Annotated in this window: 22 protein-coding genes; 16 read left to right on the top strand and 6 right to left on the bottom strand. The window is 44.5% G+C overall.

What is annotated here, in order from left to right; genetic code table 11:
• Positions 1–244: 244 nt before the first annotated feature.
• From pcaF to JMX03_RS08450, 13 genes are all read left to right on the top strand, one after another.
• Entirely contained in the window at positions 245–1,453 is a 1,209-nt protein-coding gene (gene pcaF / locus JMX03_RS08510) for a 3-oxoadipyl-CoA thiolase (protein ID WP_201596106.1), read from the top strand.
• Between the two features lie 2 nt (positions 1,454–1,455).
• Entirely contained in the window at positions 1,456–2,628 is a 1,173-nt protein-coding gene (gene pcaDC / locus JMX03_RS08505; RefSeq protein ID WP_201596104.1) for a bifunctional 3-oxoadipate enol-lactonase/4-carboxymuconolactone decarboxylase PcaDC, read from the top strand.
• A gap of 63 nt (positions 2,629–2,691) precedes the next feature.
• On the top strand, positions 2,692–3,420 hold the full coding sequence (gene pcaH / locus JMX03_RS08500; protein ID WP_201596102.1) for a protocatechuate 3,4-dioxygenase subunit beta: 729 nt from the start codon (positions 2,692–2,694) through the stop codon (positions 3,418–3,420).
• Between the two features lie 3 nt (positions 3,421–3,423).
• Positions 3,424–4,044, top strand: coding sequence for a protocatechuate 3,4-dioxygenase subunit alpha (gene pcaG, locus JMX03_RS08495; RefSeq protein ID WP_201596100.1), 621 nt, complete (start codon positions 3,424–3,426; stop codon positions 4,042–4,044).
• Between the two features lie 58 nt (positions 4,045–4,102).
• On the top strand, positions 4,103–5,290 hold the full coding sequence (gene pobA / locus JMX03_RS08490; protein WP_201596098.1) for a 4-hydroxybenzoate 3-monooxygenase: 1,188 nt from the start codon (positions 4,103–4,105) through the stop codon (positions 5,288–5,290).
• Between the two features lie 45 nt (positions 5,291–5,335).
• Positions 5,336–6,007, top strand: coding sequence for a 3-oxoacid CoA-transferase subunit A (locus tag JMX03_RS08485; RefSeq protein ID WP_201596096.1), 672 nt, complete (start codon positions 5,336–5,338; stop codon positions 6,005–6,007).
• Positions 6,004–6,657 carry a 3-oxoacid CoA-transferase subunit B gene (locus tag JMX03_RS08480; protein ID WP_406947704.1) on the top strand — a complete coding sequence of 218 codons (654 nt, stop codon included), beginning with the start codon at positions 6,004–6,006 and terminating at the stop codon, positions 6,655–6,657. The genes JMX03_RS08485 and JMX03_RS08480 overlap by 4 nt, the downstream gene beginning before the upstream one ends.
• A 227-nt stretch (positions 6,658–6,884) precedes the next feature.
• Positions 6,885–7,412 (top strand): TRAP transporter small permease, encoded by a 528-nt coding sequence (locus JMX03_RS08475; protein WP_201596094.1) that lies wholly within the window; start codon positions 6,885–6,887, stop codon positions 7,410–7,412.
• On the top strand, positions 7,409–8,701 hold the full coding sequence (locus JMX03_RS08470; protein WP_201573378.1) for a TRAP transporter large permease: 1,293 nt from the start codon (positions 7,409–7,411) through the stop codon (positions 8,699–8,701). Before JMX03_RS08475 ends, JMX03_RS08470 begins: the two co-directional genes overlap by 4 nt.
• A gap of 667 nt (positions 8,702–9,368) precedes the next feature.
• Positions 9,369–10,199 carry a p-hydroxycinnamoyl CoA hydratase/lyase gene (locus JMX03_RS08465; protein ID WP_201574490.1) on the top strand — a complete coding sequence of 277 codons (831 nt, stop codon included), beginning with the start codon at positions 9,369–9,371 and terminating at the stop codon, positions 10,197–10,199.
• 511 nt (positions 10,200–10,710) lie between these two features.
• Entirely contained in the window at positions 10,711–12,606 is a 1,896-nt protein-coding gene (locus JMX03_RS08460; protein WP_201596092.1) for a feruloyl-CoA synthase, read from the top strand.
• Positions 12,607–12,656: 50 nt separating this feature from the next.
• The gene (locus JMX03_RS08455) at positions 12,657–13,112 is read left to right on the top strand and encodes a MarR family winged helix-turn-helix transcriptional regulator (RefSeq protein ID WP_201574494.1); all 456 of its coding nucleotides are present in this window, start codon (positions 12,657–12,659) and stop codon (positions 13,110–13,112) included.
• A gap of 30 nt (positions 13,113–13,142) precedes the next feature.
• Complete coding sequence (locus tag JMX03_RS08450; protein WP_201574496.1) at positions 13,143–14,048, top strand: MBL fold metallo-hydrolase; 906 nt, start codon at positions 13,143–13,145, stop codon at positions 14,046–14,048.
• 649 nt (positions 14,049–14,697) lie between these two features.
• On the opposite strand, the gene JMX03_RS08445 is transcribed toward JMX03_RS08450, so the two are convergent.
• A protein-coding gene (locus JMX03_RS08445) for an IS3 family transposase (RefSeq protein ID WP_201596090.1) occupies positions 14,698–16,253 on the bottom strand; the annotation gives its coding sequence in 2 pieces (ribosomal slippage) (positions 14,698–15,788 and positions 15,788–16,253; 1,557 coding nt in all).
• An 81-nt stretch (positions 16,254–16,334) separates the two neighbouring features.
• Here JMX03_RS08445 and JMX03_RS08440 point away from each other — a divergent pair.
• From JMX03_RS08440 to JMX03_RS08430, 3 genes are all read left to right on the top strand, one after another.
• The gene (locus tag JMX03_RS08440) at positions 16,335–17,336 is read left to right on the top strand and encodes a TRAP transporter substrate-binding protein (protein ID WP_201596088.1); all 1,002 of its coding nucleotides are present in this window, start codon (positions 16,335–16,337) and stop codon (positions 17,334–17,336) included.
• A 63-nt stretch (positions 17,337–17,399) separates the two neighbouring features.
• The gene (locus JMX03_RS08435; protein WP_201596086.1) at positions 17,400–19,202 is read left to right on the top strand and encodes an acyl-CoA dehydrogenase C-terminal domain-containing protein; all 1,803 of its coding nucleotides are present in this window, start codon (positions 17,400–17,402) and stop codon (positions 19,200–19,202) included.
• Positions 19,203–19,358: 156 nt separating this feature from the next.
• On the top strand, positions 19,359–20,813 hold the full coding sequence (locus JMX03_RS08430; protein WP_201596084.1) for an aldehyde dehydrogenase family protein: 1,455 nt from the start codon (positions 19,359–19,361) through the stop codon (positions 20,811–20,813).
• Positions 20,814–20,996: 183 nt separating this feature from the next.
• On the opposite strand, the gene JMX03_RS08425 is transcribed toward JMX03_RS08430, so the two are convergent.
• From JMX03_RS08425 to JMX03_RS08405, 5 genes are all read right to left on the bottom strand, one after another.
• Positions 20,997–21,944 (bottom strand): IS256 family transposase, variant Zn-binding type, encoded by a 948-nt coding sequence (locus JMX03_RS08425; protein ID WP_455233743.1) that lies wholly within the window; start codon positions 21,942–21,944, stop codon positions 20,997–20,999.
• A 61-nt stretch (positions 21,945–22,005) separates the two neighbouring features.
• A complete protein-coding gene (locus tag JMX03_RS08420) occupies positions 22,006–22,833 on the bottom strand; it encodes a SphA family protein (protein ID WP_201596082.1) in 828 nt (275 codons plus the stop codon).
• Between the two features lie 304 nt (positions 22,834–23,137).
• Positions 23,138–24,061 carry a catechol 1,2-dioxygenase gene (gene catA / locus JMX03_RS08415; protein WP_201596080.1) on the bottom strand — a complete coding sequence of 308 codons (924 nt, stop codon included), beginning with the start codon at positions 24,059–24,061 and terminating at the stop codon, positions 23,138–23,140.
• A 129-nt stretch (positions 24,062–24,190) separates the two neighbouring features.
• On the bottom strand, positions 24,191–24,481 hold the full coding sequence (gene catC, locus JMX03_RS08410; protein ID WP_201574503.1) for a muconolactone Delta-isomerase: 291 nt from the start codon (positions 24,479–24,481) through the stop codon (positions 24,191–24,193).
• 32 nt (positions 24,482–24,513) lie between these two features.
• Complete coding sequence (locus JMX03_RS08405; protein ID WP_201596079.1) at positions 24,514–25,674, bottom strand: muconate/chloromuconate family cycloisomerase; 1,161 nt, start codon at positions 25,672–25,674, stop codon at positions 24,514–24,516.
• Between the last annotated feature and the right edge of the window lie 174 nt (positions 25,675–25,848).

Raw genomic sequence — 25,848 nt, 5'->3', positions numbered from 1 at the left:
GTTTTTTTTTGAAAAACAAGTCAACCATATTGACAGAAGGCTAGAAAAGGGTTAAGTTAATTCACTATACGAACAACAATTCTTATATAGAACAAATTTGGTCGTGATTGTTTTTGGTAGTGATCATCGTTAAGTCATGAGTGTTATTAAATTGTGATGATCATCGAATCGTGTAATAGTTAAGTCACGACAATGAACAATGAGAAATGAACCGACCTAACATCATCTCTAGGGAGAGAGAAACATGACAGCAGTTTATATTTGTCATCCAAAACGTTCAGCGGTAGGCCGCTATGGTGGCTCTTTGGCTGATATCCGTCCAGATGACTTGCTTGCACAAGTGATTAAGTCTGTATTGGCAGATGCACCTGAATTTGACCATAGCGCGATCGAAGATGTGTTCATGGGCTGTGCCAACCAAAGTGGTGAAGACAATCGCAACGTTGCCCGTATGAGTAGCTTGCTATCTGGTTTAACAGAGCAAGTGCCGGCAACGACTATCAACCGTTTGTGTGGCTCTGGTTTAGATGCAGTGGGCACGGCTTTTCGCGCGATTGCCAGTGGTGAGATAGAGTTGGCACTGGCTGGCGGTGTGGAGTCGATGACGCGCGCGCCATTTGTGATGGGTAAACCAGAAAAAGCTTATGATCGTAGTCAGAAACTACAAGACACGACCATGGGCTGGCGCTTTATTAATAAAAAGCTTGATGAGATGTATGGCACAGAAGCGATGCCACGTACCGCAGAGAATCTAGCGGAAAAATACAATATCTCGCGTGAAGATCAAGATGCTTTTGCAGTATGGTCGCAACAAAAAGCCACCGAAGCACAAAATGACGGTCGTCTAAACGCAGAGATCACTCCTATTACTATCGAGAGGCGTAAGCAAGAGCCACTCGTCGTAGATAAAGATGAGCACCCACGTCCGAATACTGATATGGCCGCTTTAACAAAGCTACGCCCTATCTATGAGAATGGCACAATCACCGCAGGCAATGCCTCAGGTATTAATGATGGTGCTGCCGCGATGTTGGTTGCTAGTGCCGCCGCCGTAAAGAAATACGGCTTGACGCCTGTGGCAAAAATCGAAGGCATGGCAACGGCCGGTGTCTTGCCAACGATCATGGGTATCGGACCGGTACCTGCCACTCAAAAGCTATTAAAGCGGCTCAATCTCAGTTTGGATGATATCGATATCATCGAACTGAATGAGGCTTTCGCTGCACAAGCGTTGGCTTGTTCCCGTGAGTTGGGACTTGATGATCGTGACGAACGCATTAACCCTAGAGGTGGCGCCATTGCTTTGGGTCATCCGCTGGGTGCATCGGGCGCGCGTATATTAATATCGGCTATCCATGAATTACAGCATAGCAAAAAAGAGCGGGCGCTTTGTACCATGTGTATCGGGGTTGGGCAGGGCATTGCCTTGGTCGTTTCAAGAGTAGGAGAATAGTAATGGCATTTTTGACAACAGACGCTCACCTGATTGGCTATCAAGATAGTGGCGAAACCTATTTACCGGCATTATTTATGGCGCATCCATTGGGAATGAGCCGTGATGTTTGGGATGAAGTCTGTGATGAGCTACATGGGCATTATCGTTGTGTTCGCTGGGATCTACCGGGACACGGTAGTAGCGGCGCTGCGGCAGAGGGACTGACAGCTGAACTGCTTGCGCGCGATGTTCTTGCTTTGGCTGACACTTTAGACATTGATAGCTTTCATTTTATTGGTACTTCAATTGGCGGTGTCATTGGTCAAAGCTTATGCCAGATAGCACCGCAGCGTTTAGAGCAAGTTTGGCTCACCAATACCGGTGCGGTGATCGGCACCAAAGAAGCTTGGGCTGAGCGTGCTGACAATGTGCGTCGCTTGGGCTTGGCTGAAATGGCAGAAGCCATTGTGCCGCGCTGGTTTTCACCAAGTTATGTCGAGCAGAATCCTGATGTATTACAAGGCTGGCAAGTACAATTGTCACGCAGCGATGATGAAAGCTATGCCAAGCTTTGTGAAGCATTAGCAGAGGTCGATAATCGCGGAAAGCTAGCGGATTATGCTAATGGTGTGGCATTGATAGCGGGTGCAGATGATGTCTCAACGCCTGTCACTGCTTTAGAGTCACTGAAAGCTGAATTTGCTGATGCCAGCCTAAGCGTCTTTGCAGGGGTAGGTCATGTGCCATCGGTTGAGGCGCCAAGCCTATTGGTTGAGCATAATCAAACCCATGCAGATCGCGCGACTGTTGGTCAAACGGGTATTAGCTATGAGCAAGGTTTGGTACAGCGTAAGCGTATTTTAGGAGAGGAGCATGTCGAAAGAGCCTCTAAAAATGCGACCACATTAGACAATCCATTTCAGCAGTTTATCACCCGTAATGCTTGGGGCGAGTTATGGGGAAATCCAAGCCTTACGGTACAGCAACGCAGCATGATTACCACAGGCATATTAGCAGCACTAGGACGTGATGGAGAGCTTGGTTTGCACCTGCGTACTGCAAAGCGTCTAGGCATCAATGAAGATCAGCTGCGTCAAGTACTGATGCATGTGTCTATTTATGCTGGCGTACCAGCAGCCAACCATGCTTTTTCTTTGGCCAAGGACAATGGCTGGGGCCATGCAACTTCTTAAAATTAACACTGTAAAGCAAACTGTCTACATAAAGGTCGCTTTATAAGAATGGAGAAAACCATAATGAGTCAAAAGTATCCTTATTTTATTGCTCGTGATCGGGCATGGCAACCAGCACAATACACGCCAAGCTATAAAACATCGGTGACGCGTTCGCCGCGCCAAGCACTGGTCAGCATCCAAAATGCCAGTCCTTCTGAGCGCAGTGGTCCTGTTTTTGATGGTTTAGAGCTTGGTCAATACGACAATGATTTATTAATGAACTTTCGTACCGAAGGGTCTGCAGCAGGCATGCCTGTTGGTGAGCGCATTATTATGCATGGCCGTGTGATTGATCAATTCGGTAAGCCGGTGCCTAATACTTTGGTTGAGATGTGGCAAGCAAACGCGGGTGGTAAATACCGCCACAAAAAAGATGGTTATTTAGCCACATTAGACCCGAGCTTTGGTGGTGTTGGTCGTTGTATTACCGATGCTGATGGTCGTTATCGCTTTCGTACCGTACGTCCAGGCCCTTATCCTTGGCCCAATGATATCAATACTTGGCGTCCAGCGCATATTCACGTGTCGGTCATGGGGCCTTCGATCTCAACGCGTTTGATCACCCAAATGTACTTTGAAGGTGATCCTCTCATTCCGCTGTGCCCTATTGTACAAGTATTAAAAGATCCAGAAGCCGTTGAAACGATGATTGCACGCTTAGATATGGCCATGAGTAAACCCATGGACTGCTTAGCGTATCGTTTTGACATTGTCGTTCGCGGCGCATTACAAACCTATTTTGAGGAGTAAAACATGTATAGCCAATACAAATTACAAGATGAAACGGGTTTATTGCGCGAAACAGCATCGCAAACGGCAGGGCCTTTTGTACATATCGGCTTGGCGTTAGAGATTGCTGGTTTTGAATCACGAGCAGATGAGATCTGGCAGGATTTGGCCAAAGAAGGCGCCGAAGGTGAGCATATTGAGTTGGTTGGTCGGGTGTATGACGGCAATGGCGACTTGGTGCGTGATGCCTTAATTGAAATCTGGCAAGCCGACAGTCAAGGCAACTATATTGCCAACTTTGATAATAAAAAACCTTTTAGTGGTTTTGGGCGTAGCGCCTGTGCAGTAAACGGTGATTTTCATTTTAATACCATCAAACCTGGGCAAGTAGATTTTGATGGTAAGCCAATGGCGCCGCATGTCAATATCGCAGTGTTTGCCCGTGGTATCAATATCCATCTACAAACCAGAGCCTATTTCGATGACGAACAAGCGGCCAATGATAACTGCCCAATCCTGAATGGTATTCCATCGGACGTACGCCGTCAGACCTTAATAGCAGTCAAAGCAGGCGAGGGTAAGCCGCGTTATCGTTTTGATATTTACCTACAAGGTGACGGTGAAACGGTATTTTTTGACTTTTAACATCAATATTTTCTATAAATATTAATCAACATTCTAATTAGATAATGAGAGGGATTTCATGACTAAAACTCAAGTTGCCATCATCGGCGCCGGTCCATCAGGCTTATTGCTCGGTCAATTACTGACCAAAGCGGGAATTGATAATATTATTTTAGAAAGAAAATCTGGAGACTATGTCTTAAGTCGTATTCGTGCCGGTGTTTTAGAGCAAGGTACAGCAGACTTGATTCGTGAAGCAGGTGCGGGCGCGCGTATGGATAAAGAAGGTATTATCCATACGGGGACTGATTTTAGTTTCCAAGGTGAGCATCATCATCTAGATCTAGAAAAGTACAGCGGCGGCAAACACGTCATCGTCTACGGTCAAACAGAGGTGACTCGCGACTTAATGGAAGAGCGTGAAAAAGCTAGCGGCGTCACTGTCTATGAAGCTGATAACGTCAAGCTACACGACATTGATTCAGACAACCCTTATGTGACCTACCATCATAATGATGAGCCGTTCCGTATCGATTGTGACTATATCGCTGGTTGCGATGGTTTTCACGGCGTAACGCGCAAATCCATTCCACATGACAAGCTGGTAGAGTACGAAAAGGTCTATCCTTTTGGCTGGCTCGGTCTGATGAGTGATACGCCGCCAGTACATGATGAGCTGGTCTACTGTGCCCATGAGCGAGGCTTTGCCTTGTGCTCAATGCGTTCAGAGACCCGCAGTCGTTATTATTTGCAAGTGCCTGATACCGATACCATGGAAAACTGGAATGAAGAAAAGTTCTGGGATGAGTTAAAGCGCCGTATTCCACCAGAAATGGCAGAGCGCTTAGTCACAGGTCCTGCGTTAGAGATGAGCATCGCACCCCTGCGCTCTTATGTCTGTGAAACCATGCAGTATGGCAAAATATTCTTGTTGGGTGATGCGGCGCATATCGTACCACCAACAGGGGCTAAAGGCTTAAACCTTGCCGCCAGTGATGTAGAAACAGCATTCCGTCTGTTTGTCAAAATCTATAACGAAGGCCGTACGGATCTGATTCCACGCTATCAAGAGATTTGCTTAGCCCGTGTCTGGAAAGCGGTACGTTTTTCATGGTGGATGACCATGTTCTTACACCGTTTTGAAAGTGCTGGTCGTTTTGATTTCCGTGTCCAACAAGCTGAGTTTGATTATTTCATTCACTCAGAAGCAGGGAAGACAACCATTGCTGAGAACTACGTTGGATTACCGTTTGAAGAGCTAGAATAAGCCATTCAGACTCAGATTTTTGCTTCTTTTTTATAGGACAAATCAATGTTAAACAAAATAACAGAATCTGCGGCCGAAGCCATCAGCAATATCAATGATGGCGCCACCATCTTGATAGGTGGCTTTGGTTTGGCTGGACAGCCAGCAGAATTGATTGACGCGCTGATTGAGCGTAATGCAAAAGACTTAACGATTGTTAATAATAACGCAGGCAACGGTGATACAGGGTTAGCTGCGTTACTAAAGGCAGGCTGTGTCCGTAAGATAATCTGCTCTTTCCCGCGTCAGCACGACTCATATATCTTTGATGATCTCTACCGAGCAGGCAAGATTGAGCTGGAAGTAGTGCCACAAGGTACTTTGGCTGCCCGCATTCAAGCAGGCGGTAGTGGCCTTGGTGCGATTTATACCCCGACAGCTTATGGAACCTTGCTTGCTGAAGGTAAAGAGACGCGCACCATTGATGGTGTCAACTATGTATTGGAATACCCTATCAAAGGCGATTTTGCGCTCATTAAAGCATTGAAAGGCGATCGTTGGGGTAACCTGATTTACAATAAAGCTGCCCGCAACTTTGGGCCTATTATGGCTGCTGCATCCAGTCATACGATAGCCCAAGTCAGCGAAGTGGTGGAGCTTGGCGTTTTAGATCCTGAGCATATCGTCACCCCAGGTATTTTCGTTCATGAAGTCGTTTGTATTGGAGCAAAAGCATGATGACTAAACAGACACCATGGTCAGTAGATGAGATCGCCCGCCGCGTTGCTCAAGATATTGAAGAAGGCATGTACGTAAACTTGGGTATTGGCCAGCCCACGAAAGTTGCCGACTTTTTACCAGATGATAAAGATATCTTTTTACACAGTGAGAACGGTGTATTGGGCATGGGCCCTGAACCTGCTGAGGGTGAAGAGGACGGCGATTTAATCAATGCTGGTAAACAATATATCACCTTGCTAGAAGGCGGTAGTTATTTCCATCACGGCGATTCTTTTGCAATGATTCGCGGTGGTCATATCGACCTATGTGTACTAGGTGCCTTTGAAGTCGCTGAGAATGGCGATATTGCTAACTGGTTTTTAGGTCGACCACAAGATATTCCCGCAGTAGGTGGGGCGATGGACTTAGCGGTTGGTGCGAAAGAGGTTTATGTCATGATGGATCATGTCAGCAAAAATGGCGATCCTAAAATTGTTGAAAAGCTTAAGCTGCCTATCACTGGTGAAAAGTGCGTCAATCGCATCTACACTGATCTGGCAGTGATTAATGTCACTGATAAAGGCTTGGTCGTACGCGAAATGATCGATGGCTTAACCTTTGAGGAGCTGCAAGATAAGACAGGCGCTAAACTAATCGACAACACGTAATAAATTTCAATATCTAACCATCAAGAAGGGATTCCATGATGAAAACAAATTCAAAACGTGAAGTAGCGAAAGCTACTTCACGCAACACAACCAGACTTACAATGTCTCGCTTCGCTGATAGTAAAGTATCTAGCCTTAATAATACAGGGGAGGTCAAAGCACCTCTATTCTCAGATCATATGGCCGCCAGCGCCACCTGTAAAGTCTAACCTACAAGGCATACTCTTATGATACTTTTAACCAAACTCAGCACCCTCATCTCCAGGCTGTGTCAGTTTATCGGCGGCATCAGCCTAGTGATCATCGTCCTCGTCACCATCCTTGACGTCGGCGCCCGCTACATCTTCAAACTCACCGGCGGCGACATGGGCTTCACCGTCAAAGGCAGCGTCGAGATCGTCTCCTACTTCATGCTCTTCGCCCTACTGGCCGCCTTTGCCGCCTTTGTTGAACGCTCACAAATCATCGTCGACGTCTTCACCCAAAAAATGTCCAAAGCCCTCAAAGGCTACATGATGGGCGTCTTCATGATGGGCTTCTTCCTTATCGGACTCGTCTTCACCTGGGGACTATATGAAAGCGCCCTAGATGCCATAGAATTTGGCAAAGTCACCCAAGACCTTAGAATCTCCATGATGCCCATCTACGTGCTCAGCGCAGTACTCAGCCTACTACTGGCCATCCGCTCATTGATCGAATCCATCAACATCTTTAAAACAGGCGAATTCTTTGACGCCGAGGAGGCAGGCGCATGAGCCCAGAAATTATCGGAGCCATCGGCTTAATCGTCATGATCATACTGGTCGTCGTCAGAGTACCCGTCGCCCTAGCCATGCTCGGCGTTGGCCTCGTCGGCTTTGGCGCCGTCACCTCCCCAGACGGGGCCCTACAAATGCTCAAAGACCTCCCAGTCGACGTCTTAGCAAAGTATGACTTCAGCGCCATCCCACTATTCATCTTAATGGGCGTCTTTGCCACCCACTCAGGCATGGCAGGCAAACTCTTTGAATCCACCCGCACCATCTTTGGTGGCGTCAGAGGCAGCCTAGGTATTGCAGGCATTGGCTCCTCAGGCATCTTTGCCTCCATCTCAGGCTCCTCCCTTGCCACCGCCTCAACCATGACCCGTGTCGCCTTACCGCAAATGGAGAAATACGGCTACCAACCCGGCTTTGCCTGTGGCATCTTAGCCGCTGGTGGCACCCTTGGCATCATGATTCCGCCCAGTATCGCCTTACTGGTCTACGCCATCCTAACCGAACAGTCAGTCGGTGACATGTTCATCGCCGGCTTCCTACCAGGCATCCTTGGCATGGTCATGTACTCATTGACCGTCATGATCATGGTACGCTGGAAACCGCATCTCGCCCCGCGCGGCGAGAAGACACCCTGGAAAGACAAACTGCTGTCCCTAACCGGACTCATCCCCTTTGGCTTTATCTTCGTCGTCATCATTGCCGGTATCTTCTTTGGTCTGTTTACCCCAACCGAAGGCGCAGCAGTCGGCGCCTTTGCCTCATGGGCTTATGCCGCTGCCAAAGGCATGCGCCTAAAAGGACTGAAGCAGTCACTGATTGAAACCCTAGCACTGTCTGCCGTGGTGTTCTTTATGCTACTGGGTGCAGAAGCCCTAGGGTATTTCATCTCAGTCTCGCGTCTGTCTTATTCGTTAGCCACCTGGATTGGAGGACTGGCCGTCAGTCCGATGATTGTTCTGCTTGCTATCTTGCTGATGTACTTCCTGCTCGGTCTGTTTATGGATGCCTTGGCGATGCTGGTGATCACCATTCCGGTGGTGTTCCCTATCATCCTAGCATTGGGCTTTGATCCGATCTGGTTTGGTATCATTGCGGTACTTACGGTAGAGCTTGGACTGATTACGCCGCCGATGGGGATGAATATCTTTGTGATTAAGGCGGTGGCACCGCATATCAAGCTGTCGGATATGTTTAAGGGGGTGGCGCCCTTTATTGTCTCTGACTTTGTTAGGCTTGCTATCTTGCTGGCTTTCCCGGTGATTTCATTAGGACTGCTTGGGGCGTAGGGTTGATTGCTGTTGTTGTTTAATGAGAGCCATGTTGTGATGACATGGCTTTTTTTGTGCATATAAGTATGAGTGAGATAGATCAGTGAATATATGTGACGTATAGTCAGAGTACTTTTAAACCGCTACGGTGTTAACCGCCCTAGATGTACTCAGTGTACTATCTGCGGTCGGTCGCCTTGTAGCGATTTTAAAATTCCTTAACTATGGGTATTTAGTGGTTTTACTTTTTGATATATGCAGTCTTAGTCGTTACACGTTAATGCTACGTTTACTTAAGCATTCATCCAATCTATGACAGGACCATTTTTATCAATTAGCTTTATTTTATATATTCTTAATTTATCAAGTTGCTTTGGGGGTGGGTTCATTGTGTTTGAATAGAAAATATATAGAAACAGCTGTATCTTAGGAGATTTCGATGTTTATTATCCGTGATCTATACTTTAAGAGTGAATGATTAATAATACAAATATCCTATAGTTCTCAGAAAAGTCTTTGCAAGTTATAAAGTTTGTTGATAATATGAGTTAAACATCAATAGCCCGTCATACATAATTGATTTTTTAACTCATACAATTAATTACTTGATGATAGATGTTGATAGTGGGGGTAATCTTACTTAAACCTACCAAGGAAAGTAATCAAACGAACAAAGGAGCACACTATGTCAGATTATGAAAATCGCTGGACAACCGTCAAAGTAGAAGTAAACGAAAACATTGCTTGGGTGACACTAAATCGTCCGGATCAGCGCAACAGCATGAGTCCAACGCTTAACCGAGAAATGATAGAGGTGTTAGAGACTCTAGAGCAAGATCCAGATGCAGGTGTGGTCGTTATTACAGGCGAAGGTAGTGCTTGGACTGCAGGTATGGATCTCAAAGAGTATTTCCGTGAGACAGATGGGCAACCTGAAATTGCTCAAGAGAAAGCGCGTAGAGACGCTTGTAGATGGCAGTGGCAGCTTTTACGTATGTACAATAAGCCGACCATTGCTATGGTAAACGGTTGGTGTTTCGGTGGTGCTTTTTCGCCACTAGTCGCTTGTGATCTAGCTTATTGTGCCGATGAAGCAACCTTTGGTCTATCAGAAATCAACTGGGGTATCCCTCCAGGCAACCTCGTTAGCAAAGCGATGGCAGACACTGTGGGTCACCGCGAGTCTTTATATTACATTATGACGGGCGAACCATTTAAAGGTAAAAAAGCGGAACAAATGGGTTTGGTAAATAAGAGTGTGCCACTTGATGAGCTGAAAGCTGAAGTAGAGAAAGTTGCAAAAGTTCTTTTAGAGAAAAACCCAGTGGTTCTACGCTATGCAAAAAATGGTTTTAAGCGCTGCCGAGAGCTTACTTGGGATCAAAACGAAGACTATCTCTACGCTAAGCTTGATCAGTGTCTCATGCGTGATCCAGAAAATGGTCGTGCTGAAGGTATGCGTCAGTTCCTTGACGAAAAAAGCATCAAACCAGGATTACAAACCTATAAGCGTTAAAATTTTTACACCTTCTGTTTTATGAGAAAAAGCATATAATTCATCCCAATCTTTATATCCTGAGGTCCCTTTTTGATAGAGGGATCTCAATATTTTTTAAACTCAAGAAATAGCAGAGAAATAAGCTCGACTAACTTTAGCTCCATTCTGGAAAAGGAATTCCAACATTCGTTACGTACCTATTAGCCTGAACTGGCTTAATGGTATTTCCCCAGAGATGAAGCCATATATTGAAAACCTTTCAGCCACAGTTGTTTCTTAAAACGACAAATAGGTGGCGACAAGGCTATTACGAAAGTCAACTCGATAGGATTCGGGCTGCTTTCATAGTCTTTAGTCAAAAATGGTAAAGGATATAAGTTTTACCATCTGCATCGAAAGCGGAATCTGTTACATCAACTCTAGTAGCTTTGATTCAGTGAACACACTGAAGAGCATACGCCAAAATACATATCCGATATGATGCAGTAAAAAACAAGGAAGAAGTTAATCAAGACTAATGGAGTACTTCATGGCCCAATTTACCTATCATAGCTACCCAGAAAGAGCGGTTTCTGTTGGTAGTCACGAAGTTTCAGTTCACTATAAAAGCGCACAAGAAGGCGAGATTATTTATATCAACGCTGTTGAGGAACTGCAGGACTATCCAGAGTGTCTATTCGATAAACTATATGAGTATGCTGAAAAATATCCTGACAGAATACTTATCGCCCAACGTGAGCTCAATACCGAAACGGGTGAACGCGGCGACTGGATAGAAATCACCTACAGTGAAGTACTACAGAAGACTCGAAACATCGCTCAAGCATTGCTTGAATACGACCTTTCAGCAGAAAACCCACTGATGATATTGTCTGAAAACTCATTGGAAGTATTCTTGCTGATGTTTGGTGCCATGCTTGCTGGCGCTCCTTTCACTTTGATCGCACCTGCTTATTCATTACTCGCCAAAACGCCTGATAAGTTGCAATACGTAATTGATAAACTCACACCAGCGCTGTTTTATGCTGGTGATGGCAAGGGTTTTTTACGTCAGCTCAAGGCGTGTGGTCAGCTAGATAAACCTATCATCACCTCGACAGGAGACCTTGATGGCGAATCATGCCTTCATTTCAACGACTTTGTGATGACGAACGCAACTGAGGAAGTTGAGCAAAAACATCATCAGATCAACACCGATAGTATTGTAAAATTCCTGTTTACCTCAGGTTCGACAGGCGATCCTAAGGTGGTACCGACTACCCATCGTATGCTGTGTAGTAACCAACAAATGCTTAAGCAAACGCTACGCTTAACAGAAGAAGAGCCGCTGGTGCTGATTGATTGGTTGAGCTGGTATCATACTTTTGGAGGTAGTCACAACCTTGGCGTTGCCTTATATAATGGCGGGACTTTTTATATTGATGATGGCCGTCCTGTCGTAGGTAAATTTGACGAGACAATTCGTAATCTTAAAGAGATTTCTCCAAGCAAATACTTCAACGTACCAATAGGCTGGGCTATGCTTGCCAATGCTTTGGAAGAAGATAAGGTATTGCGAGATAACTTTTTCAAAAACATTGACTTATACTTTTTTGGTGGAGCAGGATTGTCGCCAGAGCTTTGGCAACAACTTTGTGACATCAGCTACCAACACTGCGGCGAAAAAATTCGCATTATGGCAGGGTTGGGCATGACTGAAACCTCACCATCTTGTACTTTTACAACAGGCCCATCGAATGCTACTGCCAGTTTTGTTGGTTTTCCTGCTCCTGGAGTTGAGATCAAACTTGTTCCTGTACAGGACAAACTAGAGTTACGTATTAGAGGGCCACATGTTATGTCAGGGTATTGGCGACATGACTCTACTGACCCCAATATTTCTGCTAGCTTTGATGAAGAAGGTTTTTACTGTACAGGGGATGGGCTAGTGTTTTATAACCCTGACGATCCTTTAGAGGGCTTGGTATATGACGGCCGTATTGCTGAAGACTTTAAATTAATGACAGGTACTTTTGTCAATGTTGGGGAGTTAAGAGGCCGCATAGTAATGCAAGGCCTTGATTTGATTGAAGACGCAGTATTGACTGGTGAAGGAAAAAGCGAAATCGGTGCTTTGGTATTTATAAAAGAAAAAGCCGCTCGGAAGCTAACAGGGCTGAGCGATGCCGAGCTAAAAGAGGTGCTAGAACACGATAAAGTACAAACATGGTTTAGCGACTTTATGAACAAGATTAACGATGGGTGTGACGCGAGTTCAAAAAGGATCGCCCGTATCTATCTGATGGAAAATCAAGCCAGTGTTGTTGAAGGTGAGAAAACAGATAAGGGAACGCTCAATCAACGAAAATTACGCAACAATAGAAAGCAAGAACTCAATGCATTATACGGACAAGAAGTAGATAAATTGAGGTTTTTAGCCAAATAGCCTAACATGCGTCACCAGAGTATTTAACATTGCCGAGTAAGGAAAGTAAATTGAAAAACATAGCACTAGATAAGCTTATCAGCAATGCCCCAACCGTGAGTTATAGTATAGGAAAACTAGATAAGCTTATTCATCAACAGCTTAGCGAAGCACTATCAGAAATGGGAGTGAGCTTACCCCAGTTTACCATGCTATCAAATCTACACCTACATGGTGAGATGGCAAATGCTAAATTGGCTTCACGTTCATTTATCAGTCCTCAAGCCTCTAATCAAATCATTAAAACGATGGAAGAAAAGGGGTGGATAAGCAAATGTGATGATCCTAATCATGGACGTATTCTCCTTATTGGACTGACGTCAGAAGGGCAGGAAATCTATGAAAGATGTAAGGTGAAATCGATGGAGTTTGAGAATAAAATGTTGGCAGGGATACCAGCTGAGAATGTGCTAATGCTAAAAGCCACTGTCCAACGATTGATAGCGAATCTCAAAGAGGATGCTTAAAGGTATGACAAATTAAAAAGGGAATATATTATGAACAAAATTATGAAATGGATCTCGCTTTTCGTTATCTTTACGTTCTCAGCAAGCCTGGCACAAGCTGAAACTCGAGTCATTATGCTCGGGACGGGTACGCCTGTACCCAATGCTGAACGAGCTGGTTCGGGACTCGCTATTATTTATGACAATGAAGCATATTTGTTCGATGCAGGCCATGGGACAGTGCAACGTGCCATTCAAGCGTGGAAAACTATGAATGCGCCTGAATTAAATCCCCCCATGATCAAGCATGTTTTCTTGTCACACCTACATAGCGATCATACTATGGATTATTCAGAGTTAGCTGCTACCTACTGGTGGAGGCGTGAGAATCGATTAAATGCATACGGACCAAAGGGTCTGCAAGATATGACCAATGGCTATTATGAGATGCAGAAACTAGATATAGACCTACGTACTGGTGGTAATCAGCCTGTCAGTGACCCAACCATGTATAAAGTTGCAGTGAATGAAATTCCCAAAGACGGTATTGTTTTTGATAACAACAATGTCACAGTAGAAGCCTTTAGCGTTAATCATGGTGATATAGAACCTGCCTATGGTTATAAAATAACGACCCCTGATAAGACGATAGTTTTTTCAGGCGATACGACTTACAGTGAGACCCTAACCGAAAAAGCAAAAGGTGTGGATATCTTAATTCATGAAGTCATCAGTGAGAAAGGTTGGAAAGCTTTAACGCCTGATTGGCAAGCTTATCACCATTCATCTCATACTTTGACCAGCGAACTGGCCAAAATAGCCAACAAAGCTAAGCCCAACTTACTGGTCTTAACTCATGTTTTACATTATGGCGCCCCTATTGAAACGGCTTATTCAGAGATAAAAGCGCTTTATAATGGGGAAGTGGTGTTAGCAAATGATCTAGATGAGTACTAGGACATGTCCTCAATTCAATCGATGAGCTTCTAAATGGGTTAAAAATGGCTAAGCTTGTATATGGTTAGCCATTTGAATGATATTTATCTGCAGAAACAAACCTACCTTCAGATTTGATTTTAATAACCAATAAAGTGACTTCTCCCTCTAAATTCACTAGCGCAAAAGATACCTTCTGTAAAATTATACGCGCTCCCTACATTCCATTTTATTAATAAAATTTACTTCAATAGCACTCACAAACAATCAAGTTTGTAAGTAATAGCTTGTACTAAAAAATAGAAGTATAGTTAAAATATTGTCAATCTTCTTGATTTAATTATTTGACAAGTAATGATGTTAGGACTTATCATATCCCCAAATAAAGGTTTTTTGAGGTATTTTATTTATAATATCATTTTTAGTTATAAAGTTTCTTTATAACCTACTATTACTGATGAGCTGAATAAGTTTATTAATAAGAGAAGCTCTCTGAGTCAGTAAATGTGTGATTCAAGAAGGCGATATCACTCTCAACCGTTCAATCAAAAGGATTTGATTATGTCTAACAATAGCTTTAGTCCCAAGACCAAATTTAACTTTCGAAAACTGCTTCCCATATTTGCATTGTCTCGGAGTTTTTCAAGGTAGTTGTCACCATCAAGCTAAATTAAGCGGCTTGTAATCTTTGCTGTTGTTGCTCTTTTACAGGGTTTAGCGTTGTTGGCCCTACAGGCTCGCAGTTCCTCACCTCCTGAGTTCCCCAGCGTATCGGGTTTTCATCTTTAGCGCGCTGCATCGTGAGCAGACGCTTCGCCAGTACTTCCTTATCCTCACCCGTATGGCGCTGATTGGGCGTCACAAAGTTAAGCTGACTGTGCTTATGCTCATTGTTGTACCAGCGCGTGAAGCTCAGCATCCATCGTCTTGCCGCCTCAACGCTTTTAAAGCCTTCGGTGGGCCAATTAGGGCGATACTTGCAGGTTTTAAATAAAGACTCTGCAAACGGGTTGTCATTACTGACACGCGGTCTGCTGTAAGAGGTGAGTACCCCAAGCTCATACGCTTTCATGCGCATGGTTTGAGCTTTCATCGGTGCCCCATTGTCTGAGTGTAGCACCACCCCAGTGTGCAATGCATTCTCACTGATTAAAGTACGCTCAAGCAGCTGAGCTGCCAGTACACCTGACTCGTGGTCATAAACCTCCCAGCCAACAATTTTACGGCTATAGACATCCTCTATCATGTACAAATAATAGAACTGACCCCGTACCGGACTTGGCAGATAGGTGATATCCCAGCAGAACACTTGGCAAGGGCCAGTGGCAGTAAAGGTCTTTGGGGCGCTTGAGGCTTTAGGGGCAAGTGCACGACCGCGGTGAGCCAATTGCTCATGCTGCCTCAGCACCCGATAAAAGGTAGACTCTGAGCCATGATATATCCCCTCATCAAGCAGGGTCGGTACAATTTGGGTGGGCGGCAGACTGGCAAAGCGGGGCTGATTGCACACGGCAATAATGGCGGCTTGTTCAGAGGCGCTCAGTTTATTCTTAGGAGCTTGGCGCACGGCGTCACACCGTTTATCACCATTCACGTGACCTGCGCGGTACCAGCGCCGATAGGTGCGGATGCTAATGCCAACTTCAATACAGGCAAGGTTAAGTCTGGCACCTGATTGATTGGTTTCTTGTATCCATGCGATGTATTGTTTGCGCTCTGGAAGCGAGGTCAGTCGTCCTCGCGCTCCTCCCAAAACGCATCCAGCTTTTTTCGCAGTACCAGTAAGGCGGCAGTTTCAGCTAAAGCCTTTTCTTTTCGAGCAAGCTCTCGGGTGAGTTGTTTGATCTGTTTGCGATCGCTCTGCTGCTGACGCTTGTCTTTCAGGCTTTGTTGTTTGCTGCTGCTAAAGCCTTGTAAGGCGTCAGTACGCCACGCTTTGATTTGCTCAACATATAGGCCTTTGCTGCGGCAGTATTCGCTAAGTTCACTCTCGCTTAGGGTGGCCGTCTCTATAATGGTGGCAAGCTTGGTTTCGCTTGACCAGTCATCAGGGGTTTTATGGTTCGTTGGCATGGGGTGACCTTGTTCTCTAGCTTGGGCACGCCAATTATACAGGGTCTGTAATCCGATGCCTTCACTTCTTGAAACCTCGGCAACACTTAGGCTCAGCGGGGGTAGCAGTTTGCTGAGTATAGCCTGTTTACGTTCTTCGCTATATCGTGGCATGATGTGTCCTCATTGTCCCCTTTGGAATTATTATTTAGGGGTGACAACTATCCTGCCATAGGGGGGTCTTTTATTTTTCCAATGAGCCTAACGGCTTGTGATAGTGGTTCAAAAACTAAAGGTTCTGATTCTGATGAAGTGGTTGTATTACGTATGTCGCACTTTATGCCTGCTCCATCAGCAATGAATACTCAAGCATTTGAACCTTGGGCTAAAAAAATAGAAGAAGAGTCGAATGGCCGTATTAAAATCGAAAACTCTCCTAGCTCCACACTAAGTAAAGCGTCTGAGACTTATGATGCAGCAGTGAATGGTAGGGTAGACATTGGTATACAGCTGCAAGGTTATACCAGTGGTCGTTTTCCAATATCACAAATTGCTGAATTACCTGGTATGTCAAACTCAGCTTCGCAGATGAGCTGTCTTATGCAGACATTATATGATAGCGGTACTATCTCTAGTGAATATGAAGACTCTCACGTCTTAGCTCTATATGGTCTGGGTCCGGGTGTGCTACATAGCACTAAGTTAATCGCCACACCTGAAGATATGAAAGGCTTGCGTATCCGCCGCCCATCTGCCGTAGCTGGTGACATCATAGAAATTATGGGCGCAGCACCTGTAGGATTACCTGCGAACGATATTTACACTTCTCTACAGCGTGGCGTCATCGATGGACTGAGCTTGCCATGGGATGGTGTGCCAATATTTCGTGTAAACGAACTCATTGATAATCACACTAATATTCCCTTGTATTCATCAAGCTTTGTTATGAATATGAACCAAGCAAAGTATGATTCATTACCTGATGACTTGAAAAAAGTACTGGATGATAACTCGGGTATGATTTTTTCTAAAATGGTAGGTGATGTGATTAGTAAAATGGATATAGAAGCACTCCAAGATGCTAAAGAGGCAGGCAGTACTATCGTTGATATTCTTGACCCACTAAATGACCCTGCTTGGTCGGGACCATTAAAGCAAGGAACCCAAAAATATCTTGATTCAGTGAGTCGAGATGGTGCCGATGCTGATGCAATATATAAAAAAGTAAAAGAAGCCAGTGATTTTTGTAAGGTTTAAAAGTTATTCATATAGACGTTAAAGTCCGTTATTTCATTTTATCCTCTAAAAGAAGGAAGTTTTATGCGTAACTACAACGCTCCTTTACAAGAAATGCAATTTTTACTTACCGAAGTTTTTGAGGCACCATCATTTTGGCAAGCGAATGAAAGCCTCAGTCACATTGACATGGATACTGTAAACATGGTACTTGAGGAGTTAGCGAAATTCACTAAAAACGTCCTGCTGCCATTAAACCGTAGTGGTGATGAAGAAGGTGTGGGCTTTTCGCACGATTCAGAAGGCTATGGCAAGGTAACGACGCCAACAGGGTTCAAACAAGCTTATGAACAGTATAAAGATGCAGGCTGGATTGGCTTAGGTGCAACGTCAGAATATGGCGGGCAAGGTTTTCCTAAGATGGTATCTATGTTTCAAGAAGAGATGATGTTTAGTGCCAATCAAGCTTTTGCACTTTATCCCAATCTTGCCCTAGGTGCAGGTCTATGTCTATTAGAATCAACTTCTGAAGAATTAAAAAATATTTATCTAGAGAAAATATACTCAGGTGAATGGGCAGGCACTATGTGCTTGACCGAAGCACATGCGGGCACGGATTTAGGACTTATCAAAACCAAAGCGGTTCCTAATAAAGAAGGAAGCTACGATATTACGGGAAGTAAAATCTTTATTACCGCTGGCGACCATGACTTGACTGAAAATATTATCCATTTGGTATTAGCGAAAACGCCAGGCGCACCTGCTGGTTCTAAGGGTACTTCTTTATTTATTGTGCCGAAATACTTGGTTGAAAAAGACGACAATGGTGACTATCAGAGTGGTGAGCGCAACGCTGCCTCTGTCGGTTCTGTCGAGCATAAAATGGGTGTCAAAGGCTCAGCCACTTGTGTCTTAAATTTTGACAAGGCCAAGGGTTGGATGGTGGGTGAGGAAAACACGGGGCTTGCCTCTATGTTCATTATCATGAACTACGAACGTCTCGCTATTGGGGTTCAAGGAATTAGTGTCACAGAGTTGGCTTATCAAAATGCAGTCGCCTATGCTAATGATCGATTACAATGTCGTAGTGACTCAGGTATAAAAAACCCTGATAAGCCAGCAGATGCTTTAATCCACCATGCAGATGTACGTCGGATGCTGCTCAATGCAAAATCCCATGCCGAAGTCTCTCGTTGCTTTGCGATGTATGTTGCCAAACAGTTGGATATTGCAAAATATAGTAATGACAAGCAAATCGTCGAAACTGCAAATAATCGTGTTGCTTTATTGACACCGATCACTAAAGCCTTTTTGAGCGATAAAGGCTTCGAAGCAACGGTTGACTGCCAGCAGGTATTTGGCGGTCATGGTTATATTCGTGAGTGGGGCATGGAGCAGATTGTGCGCGACGCTCGAATTGCACAGATTTATGAAGGCGCTAACGGCATTCAGGCATTAGATTTATTAGGGCGAAAAGTTGCCAGAGATAGTGGCGCAATGCTTTTTGATTTTTTAGCTGAAATACGCGGTTATATTGCGAACATGCAAGCCGAGCATGGCATCAAACAGGCCACATTGAATGCTGCCAATGATATTGAATGTTTGACCAAAACGTTATTAATGAACATCAATGAGCGTAAAGATGAAGTGAATGGCTGTGCCGTGAATTACTTACATGCTGTCGGTTATCTTTGTTTTGCTTATATGTATGTGATGATCGTGAAGACCTGCCAAGGCAAGGATGAAGTGTTTTATGCTAATAAATTGAAATTGGCAGATTATTTTATCGATCATATTTTACCTCGTATGCAGTCAAATATAGCAATGGCTCAAGCAGGAAGTGAGTCTATGATGGCCTTTGACTTGGCCTATTTTAATCATATGTGAATCAAAAGTTAATATAAACCCGTCGTTAAGTATCTAGGACACGCTCTAGTACTACTGACAAAATCCCTGCTATTATGCTTAAAGGGTGAAAATGATAAGTTTTCCATATTAAGTAAATAAGAGCAGTTTCTGTAGTCATTTAAAAAAGGAATTTACATGTCTAACTATAACAATCTACATCATAACTACATCAATGGTGAATGGCGCGATGGTACCTCAAGCCACGAAATCGTAACCAGTAACCCCTTCACTGGTGAAGAGATTGCAACCTTCAAAGCCGCCAGCCTAGACGATCTCAACGAATCTTATGAGGCGCTTGAAAAGGCACAACAACAGTGGCGTGAGACCAACCCTTATGCCATGAGCCAAATTATCGAGCAAGCAGCGCAAGTAATGATAAATCGCCGTGCAGAGCTCATTGATTTACTGGTACGTGAGTCTGGCTCTACCGTGATAAAAGCCAATGTTGAAGTCGATGCTTGTATTGGCGTGATTAAAGTTGCAGCAGAATATCCGTTTTTATTGGAAACTACCGTTGCGCGCTCAGCCGTCCCCAATAAAATAAACCACATCATTCGTAAACCTGCCGGAGTAGTGACCGTCATCGGTCCCTTTAACTTCCCAATGTTCCTAGCTATGCGCTCAGTCGTAACAGCCTTAGCCAGTGGCAACACGGTATTGCTAAAGCCTGCCTCTACCACGCCGATTACCGGTGGTATCCTACTGGCCAAAATATTTGAAGAAGCAGGATTGCCAGCGGGTGCGCTATCAGTTGTTGTACCCAAGACATCTGAGATTGGCGATGCCCTCTATACACATCCAATTCCCAATATTATCTCCTTTACAGGCTCTACTGAAGTCGGACAGCGCATAGGAGAAATGGCAGGTCGTGAAATCAAACGCTCCATCTTAGAGCTTGGTGGTAACAATGCGTTTGTCGTTCTAGAAGATGCCGATGTTGATTATGCCGCGCGCTCAGCGGTCTTTGGTCGCTTCTTGCACAGTGGTCAGATTTGTATGTCAGTGAACCGCATCATCGTTCATGAATCTGTCTTTGATGAGTTTGCAGAAAAGTTTGTCAAATATACTAAAGGCCTAAAAGTAGGTGATCCTTCACAAGCGGATGTACTGGTCGGACCCCTAATCGACGAGCATGAAGCGAAGCGTGTTGAAGAAGCTGTCAAGCGGGCAATCGAAGAGGGTGCGGAAATGCTACTTGAAGGCAAACGCGAAGGCGCTCTTGTCTATCCGTATGTCTTAAAAGGCAGCAATGGTGTCTATTCTGCCCGTACCGAAATGTTCGGTCCTGTCGCCACCTTGATTTCGCATACAGGTGATGAAGATGCCCTGCGTCTGGCCAATGACACCAGTGCAGGCTTGAGCGGCGCAGTGCACTCTGCTGATATCGCCCGTGCGCAGAAGTTTGCCGCTGGCTGGAAGACGGGCATGGTTCATATCAATGACCAGAGTGTCAATGATGAGCCGCGCATTGCCTTTGGTGGCGAAAAGGCCTCAGGTGTTGGCCGTTTCGGTCGCCATATCACTTTTGATGAGTTCACCACTTATCAGTGGGTGTCGGTACAGACTCAGCAACGTCCGTATCCAGTTTAAGGGGTAGTCAAATCCACGCATCGTCAGTGTTGCTAGTGATTTAAGAAAACCATGATGGCCTATAATAAGGTCGTCATGGTTTTTTTGTTTCTAATATGTTCCCTTAGAAATCCAATTTTGTGGTGTAATGGACAAAATTCATGCTAAAAAGTAGAAGGTAGTCGCTAATGGACATAATTCATGCTATTTGCGTGACTTTGAGAGTAAAAAGTCTTTAATAAACCGTAACTTACGGTGCTCATTTAAGCCATGATGACTGTGTAATTGCCGCTTGAGCTCACTAAATAAACCTTCAAGCGTATTGGTTGTATTTGGTATATCTAAGTGCTCATATTCTTGATAAGTAAACAACCAATCACTGTTGGTTCGCAGGCTACGATAAGCACTTCTAAGACGCGTATGCGTGTACCAAGTTCTACCCGTATCCTCATTGGTACTACGTTCACTGAGATAGGCTTCGTAAGTCAGGTACCAGTGATCTAAGCACTTTATGAACGCGGCTTTATCAAGCTGTGTTAGGGTCAAAGTAAGCTGCCTAAGCTCAATGCTAGCGATATTCTTAGGGCGACGAGTCAGGTAGCGAGTCACTATTTGTATCTGATGAAACTGGCACATCTGACAAGGAGTACTGGTAAATAGCGTTCTAAGTCCTCGTCTACCATCACAGGTGATGCTTTGTATATCAATGCCTAGCACCTTTAAGTAATCAACCCCTTGCTTATAGGCACTATTGGTTTCATGACTGACTATAGCGTAATGGAGAACCATTCTAGTGGCGTTGTCCATAAATACCATGAGACCAAACCCACGGCCAAAATAGGTCGTGTCCATGATGATATTAGCACGCTTAGGTCGTTTGATTTGGTACTCAATACTCACTTTGTCTAAGCGTCTTTGAATGGTTTTAAGACTACAGTGGTACTTGTCAGCCAGTTGTTTATACGTCTGTTTCCCTTGCGTATATTCAGTCCAAAGCATTTGGTTATTGAGTCTTGTGCCCCCTAAAAACTGCCGTTTGCAAGATAGGCATTGGTACTGTTGTTTGCCTAGTTTGCGTCCATTCTTTTTAGTGTGTTTATTACTACAAAAAGGGCAGTTTTTTGATTCATAGCGTTGATTCCTTGCAAATATAGACAGTATATAGCGTTAGACCCTACACCAGCATGAATTTTGTCCATTACACCTAAAAATGTTAAAAAACTTTGGTTAGGGAGGCCCGTATCACTTGACCTTCAAAAGTGTCTTTGTTTGAATACTCTTTGTAGGCTGCTATGTCACCACCCAGTAGATTGGCAGGTGAGAAGTATCCTACAGACAGACCAAGCGCATTTCTTTCTTCTTCGCCGTCGCCGGTCTCAAAGGTGTTGTAACCTACAAGGCCCACATCGAGCAAGCCATAGCTTTTACTTAGACCCCACTCAATGATTAACTCATCATTTAGATCATCACCATCAGGCATCTCATAGCGACCCAAAGCACTAAGATTAATATCGCCTTGTTGGTTGAGTTTGACATTACCGCCAAGGGTCAGCATGACTGAATCATAGCCTTTGCCTGGGCTTGCAAATCGATGACTATCATAATCTCCTGTATCAGCCCAGTAGCCAATACCAGTGGTTGCATCCCATCTATCACCGTGCCAGCCCAATACGCCGCCTACATAAAGATCGCCTAGACCTGTCCGTTTGTCGATATCTTGCCCACCAACTTTGAGATCAGTCTGTAACATAGGCACGATGGCTTCCAGTACTAGATCGCCACCCAATAGTTTTTGCGGAGTCACCCAGACTACTCTACTAGCAAGCGCAGTAACGGTGACCTCACTGTCAGCGGGTAATGCTTCATTTTTATCAGCGTTATAGTTTACGACATAGCCTTTGTAATAAACACCAGGTGGCGGCACAACACTACCTTTGACGCCTTCAATACCTGGTACATAGTGGGAGTCAGAAGCGTAGGCAATGAATGGTAAGCTAGAAGCGGCAATGAGTAAAGTCAGTTTTTTGAGAGGGTTTTTCATAGAACATCCTTGTTCATGTTTGCGTATATAGTAGAATATCTACCAAGATGATTTTTAGGACAAAGGTTCTTGCAAAAAAAGTTTTTTAAGCTTTAAAAACATGGCTGCAAAAGTTAGTGATGAGTCGTGCAAGAAGTTTGCAGGTTAGGGGATTAAGGTAGGAGATAATAGAAAAGTTTTATAACTAAAGTTTGGGTTATTCAGACTTTGTCCTAATAATATTAGAGAGTATTAGGTAAGCTTGATGCTAAAACAGCGTTAACATCAAGCTGCACAATTAAATCTGATTTGTCATCAGCGACGTTTAACCTTGAACTCGGCGGCGCTCGACTTCACTGCCTTGTACTGGCTTATCAATATCTTTAACTAAATGGAAATCAAAATCGATACTGGCATATGGCTTATCCAGACCTTTTTCTTTAAGCTTGTCAGCATCGTCAACCATCGTAATCTCTGGAACTAATCCTTCACGACTGGCAAAGGCAAAGTCATCCCATAGATACTCGTCGCCATCGATATTGATTTGGGTGGTTAGTTTGCGATGACCATCAGCACTGGCAAAGAAGTGCACGTGCGCAGGGCGATGACCGTGGCGACCAAGCGCACTCAATACCTTTTGAGTCATACCTTCTGGCGGTACAGAGTAACCCAGTGGTACGATGCTACGGAAGCCATAGTTACCATTTTCATCGGTGATGATCGTCCGACGTAAGTTGAACTCAGACTGCGACTCATCAAAGAAAGAGTAGTTGCCTAAGCTATTGGCGTGCCATACCTCAACCTTGGCATTGGGGATAGGGTTACCATCCTCACCATAAACGGTGCCTTGCATAAATAGCACCGTACCTTCGCCATCTTCAGTGCCATCATCTAAGCGAGCAAAGCCTTTTTCTTCTGGCGCGCCAGCGACATAGAGAGGCCCTTCAATGGTACGTACTGTGCCACCATCAAGACCTTCTGCTTTCAGATCTTCTTCAATCATCAAATCCATAAAATGATCAAAACCCAGACCAGGCGATAGCAGACCTGCTTCTTTGCCTAAGTCACCAATGTATTCCACACCGCTCCAGTATTCATCAGCAGTGATATGTAGGTCATTGATGGTTTTCATCAAGTCAGTGACGATACGTAGAGTAATCTCTTGCACGCGTGGATTGACTTGCTCAGGATAGTCGATTTTGCCTTTAACAAACTTTTCGGCCAATGCTTCAATTTGCTTGTGTTCCATGTCTCTCTCCTTGTTGAGGACTATTTAAAAGGTATGTAATTGAGTAGTCTTACTCAATGTTTTCGATCTGTTGAAGGGTATCAATATTAATTTTTTACTAAACCGTTGCTAAGTTTTAGTTACTAAGTTTTAGCTGTCGTCATCACGGATAGATGAGGGATGACGTAATAAAGGCGTCACTTCGACCTTCATATAGGGATAAAGCGGTAGCGACATCATGATATCGTGTAGCTCTTCATTGCTTTCGACATCAAAGATACTGAAGTTAGAGTACTCGCCAGCCAAACGCCAAATATGACGCCACTTACCTTGCTCTTGCAGCTTTTGTGAGAGGGCTTTTTCGGTGGCTTTGAGCTCATTAACTTTATCAGCATCCATATCTGTTGGGATTAAAACATCCATTCTGACGTGATATAACATAGTTACTTCCTTATTAGTTATTGTTGTTGCAATTAAGATTTAGCAGTATATTTCTCTGATTCAGAAAGCTTGGGTAGGGCTGCAGCATTGTGCTCAGCATAGTGGTAGACCTTGTCCTTATCGACTTCGATACCCAGTCCAGCGCCTGTAGGCACCGTTAGACCAAAATCATGATAATCAAGTGGTTGCGCCAGCACATCATCGGTTAGTAATAGTGGCCCGAAAAGCTCTGTATCAAAGCCTAGGCTAGGGTAAGTAGAAAACACATGCGCTGATGCGGCTGTGCCAATAGGACCTTCAAGCATCGTGCCGCCATAGAGCTCAATACCTGCTAGCTGTGCCATTTGACCGATGAGGCAAGCCGCTTTTAGTCCGCCAGCTTGATTAATCTTTACGGCAAAGACATCAGCACAGTGATCGGCTGCTAAGTGAAAAGCGTTCTGAGGATCTTGGACGATTTCATCCGCCATGATGGCAACCTCAAAGTGTTCTTTTAAGCGTCTGAGTGCTGCTTTATTACGCATTGATACAGGTTGTTCTATTAGATCAACGCCGCCAGCTTGGAGTAAGCTAATCCCTTTCATGGCTTCAAGCTCTGTCCATGCTTGATTGACATCGACGGTAATGCGGCAATCAGGCATGGCTTGTTTGATTGCCAATACGTGTTTGACGTCATCAAGAATAGGATTGCTACCGATTTTTAGCTTAAAGATACGGTGTTTCTTCTGTGCGACCATCTGCTTGGCTTCAGCGATATCAGTTGCAGTATCACCACTGGCAAGCGTCCATGCCACTTCGATACGATCCCGGACACGCCCACCGATCAGCTCACTGACAGGTAGGCCTAAGCGTTTGCCTTCGATGTCGAGTAGGGCCGTTTCAATCGCGCACTTGGCAAAACGGTTGCCACTGATATGCAGATTGAGGAGCTGCATGGCTTTGGCAGAAGTAGCGGGCTGCTCTGTCAATAGCAGCGGCGTAAAGTAGGTATCAATATTGGTTTTGATGCTATGAGGACTTTCTTCAGCATAGCTTAGGCCACCGATCGTAGTCGCTTCGCCCCAACCTTCATAGCCATCTTCGGTCTGGATATGCACCAATACCAGCACCTGCTCTCTCATGACTGTACAAGCAAGCTTATGCTCTCGAATAGTCGGTATCGGTACCAGCAAGGTATTAATTGAACGAATCATATCTATCCTCAAGCGCTAATAAGTAATTCTGCATTCTTTATATCACTATAGGCGTTGTGGTTAAGCTTGTCTAAGACTTGTTTTAACAAATATTGATACCTTTTGGGTATACTATGGTTATAACTTACCGATAAAATTTTTAGTTGAAAGTATTCGAAATAGCAAGTCGCTCAT

It is taken from the genome of Psychrobacter fulvigenes (assembly GCF_904846155.1).
In the GTDB taxonomy this organism is placed as follows: Bacteria; Pseudomonadota; Gammaproteobacteria; order Pseudomonadales; family Moraxellaceae; genus Psychrobacter; species Psychrobacter fulvigenes.
This window is presented reverse-complemented; position numbering and strand designations above follow the sequence as displayed.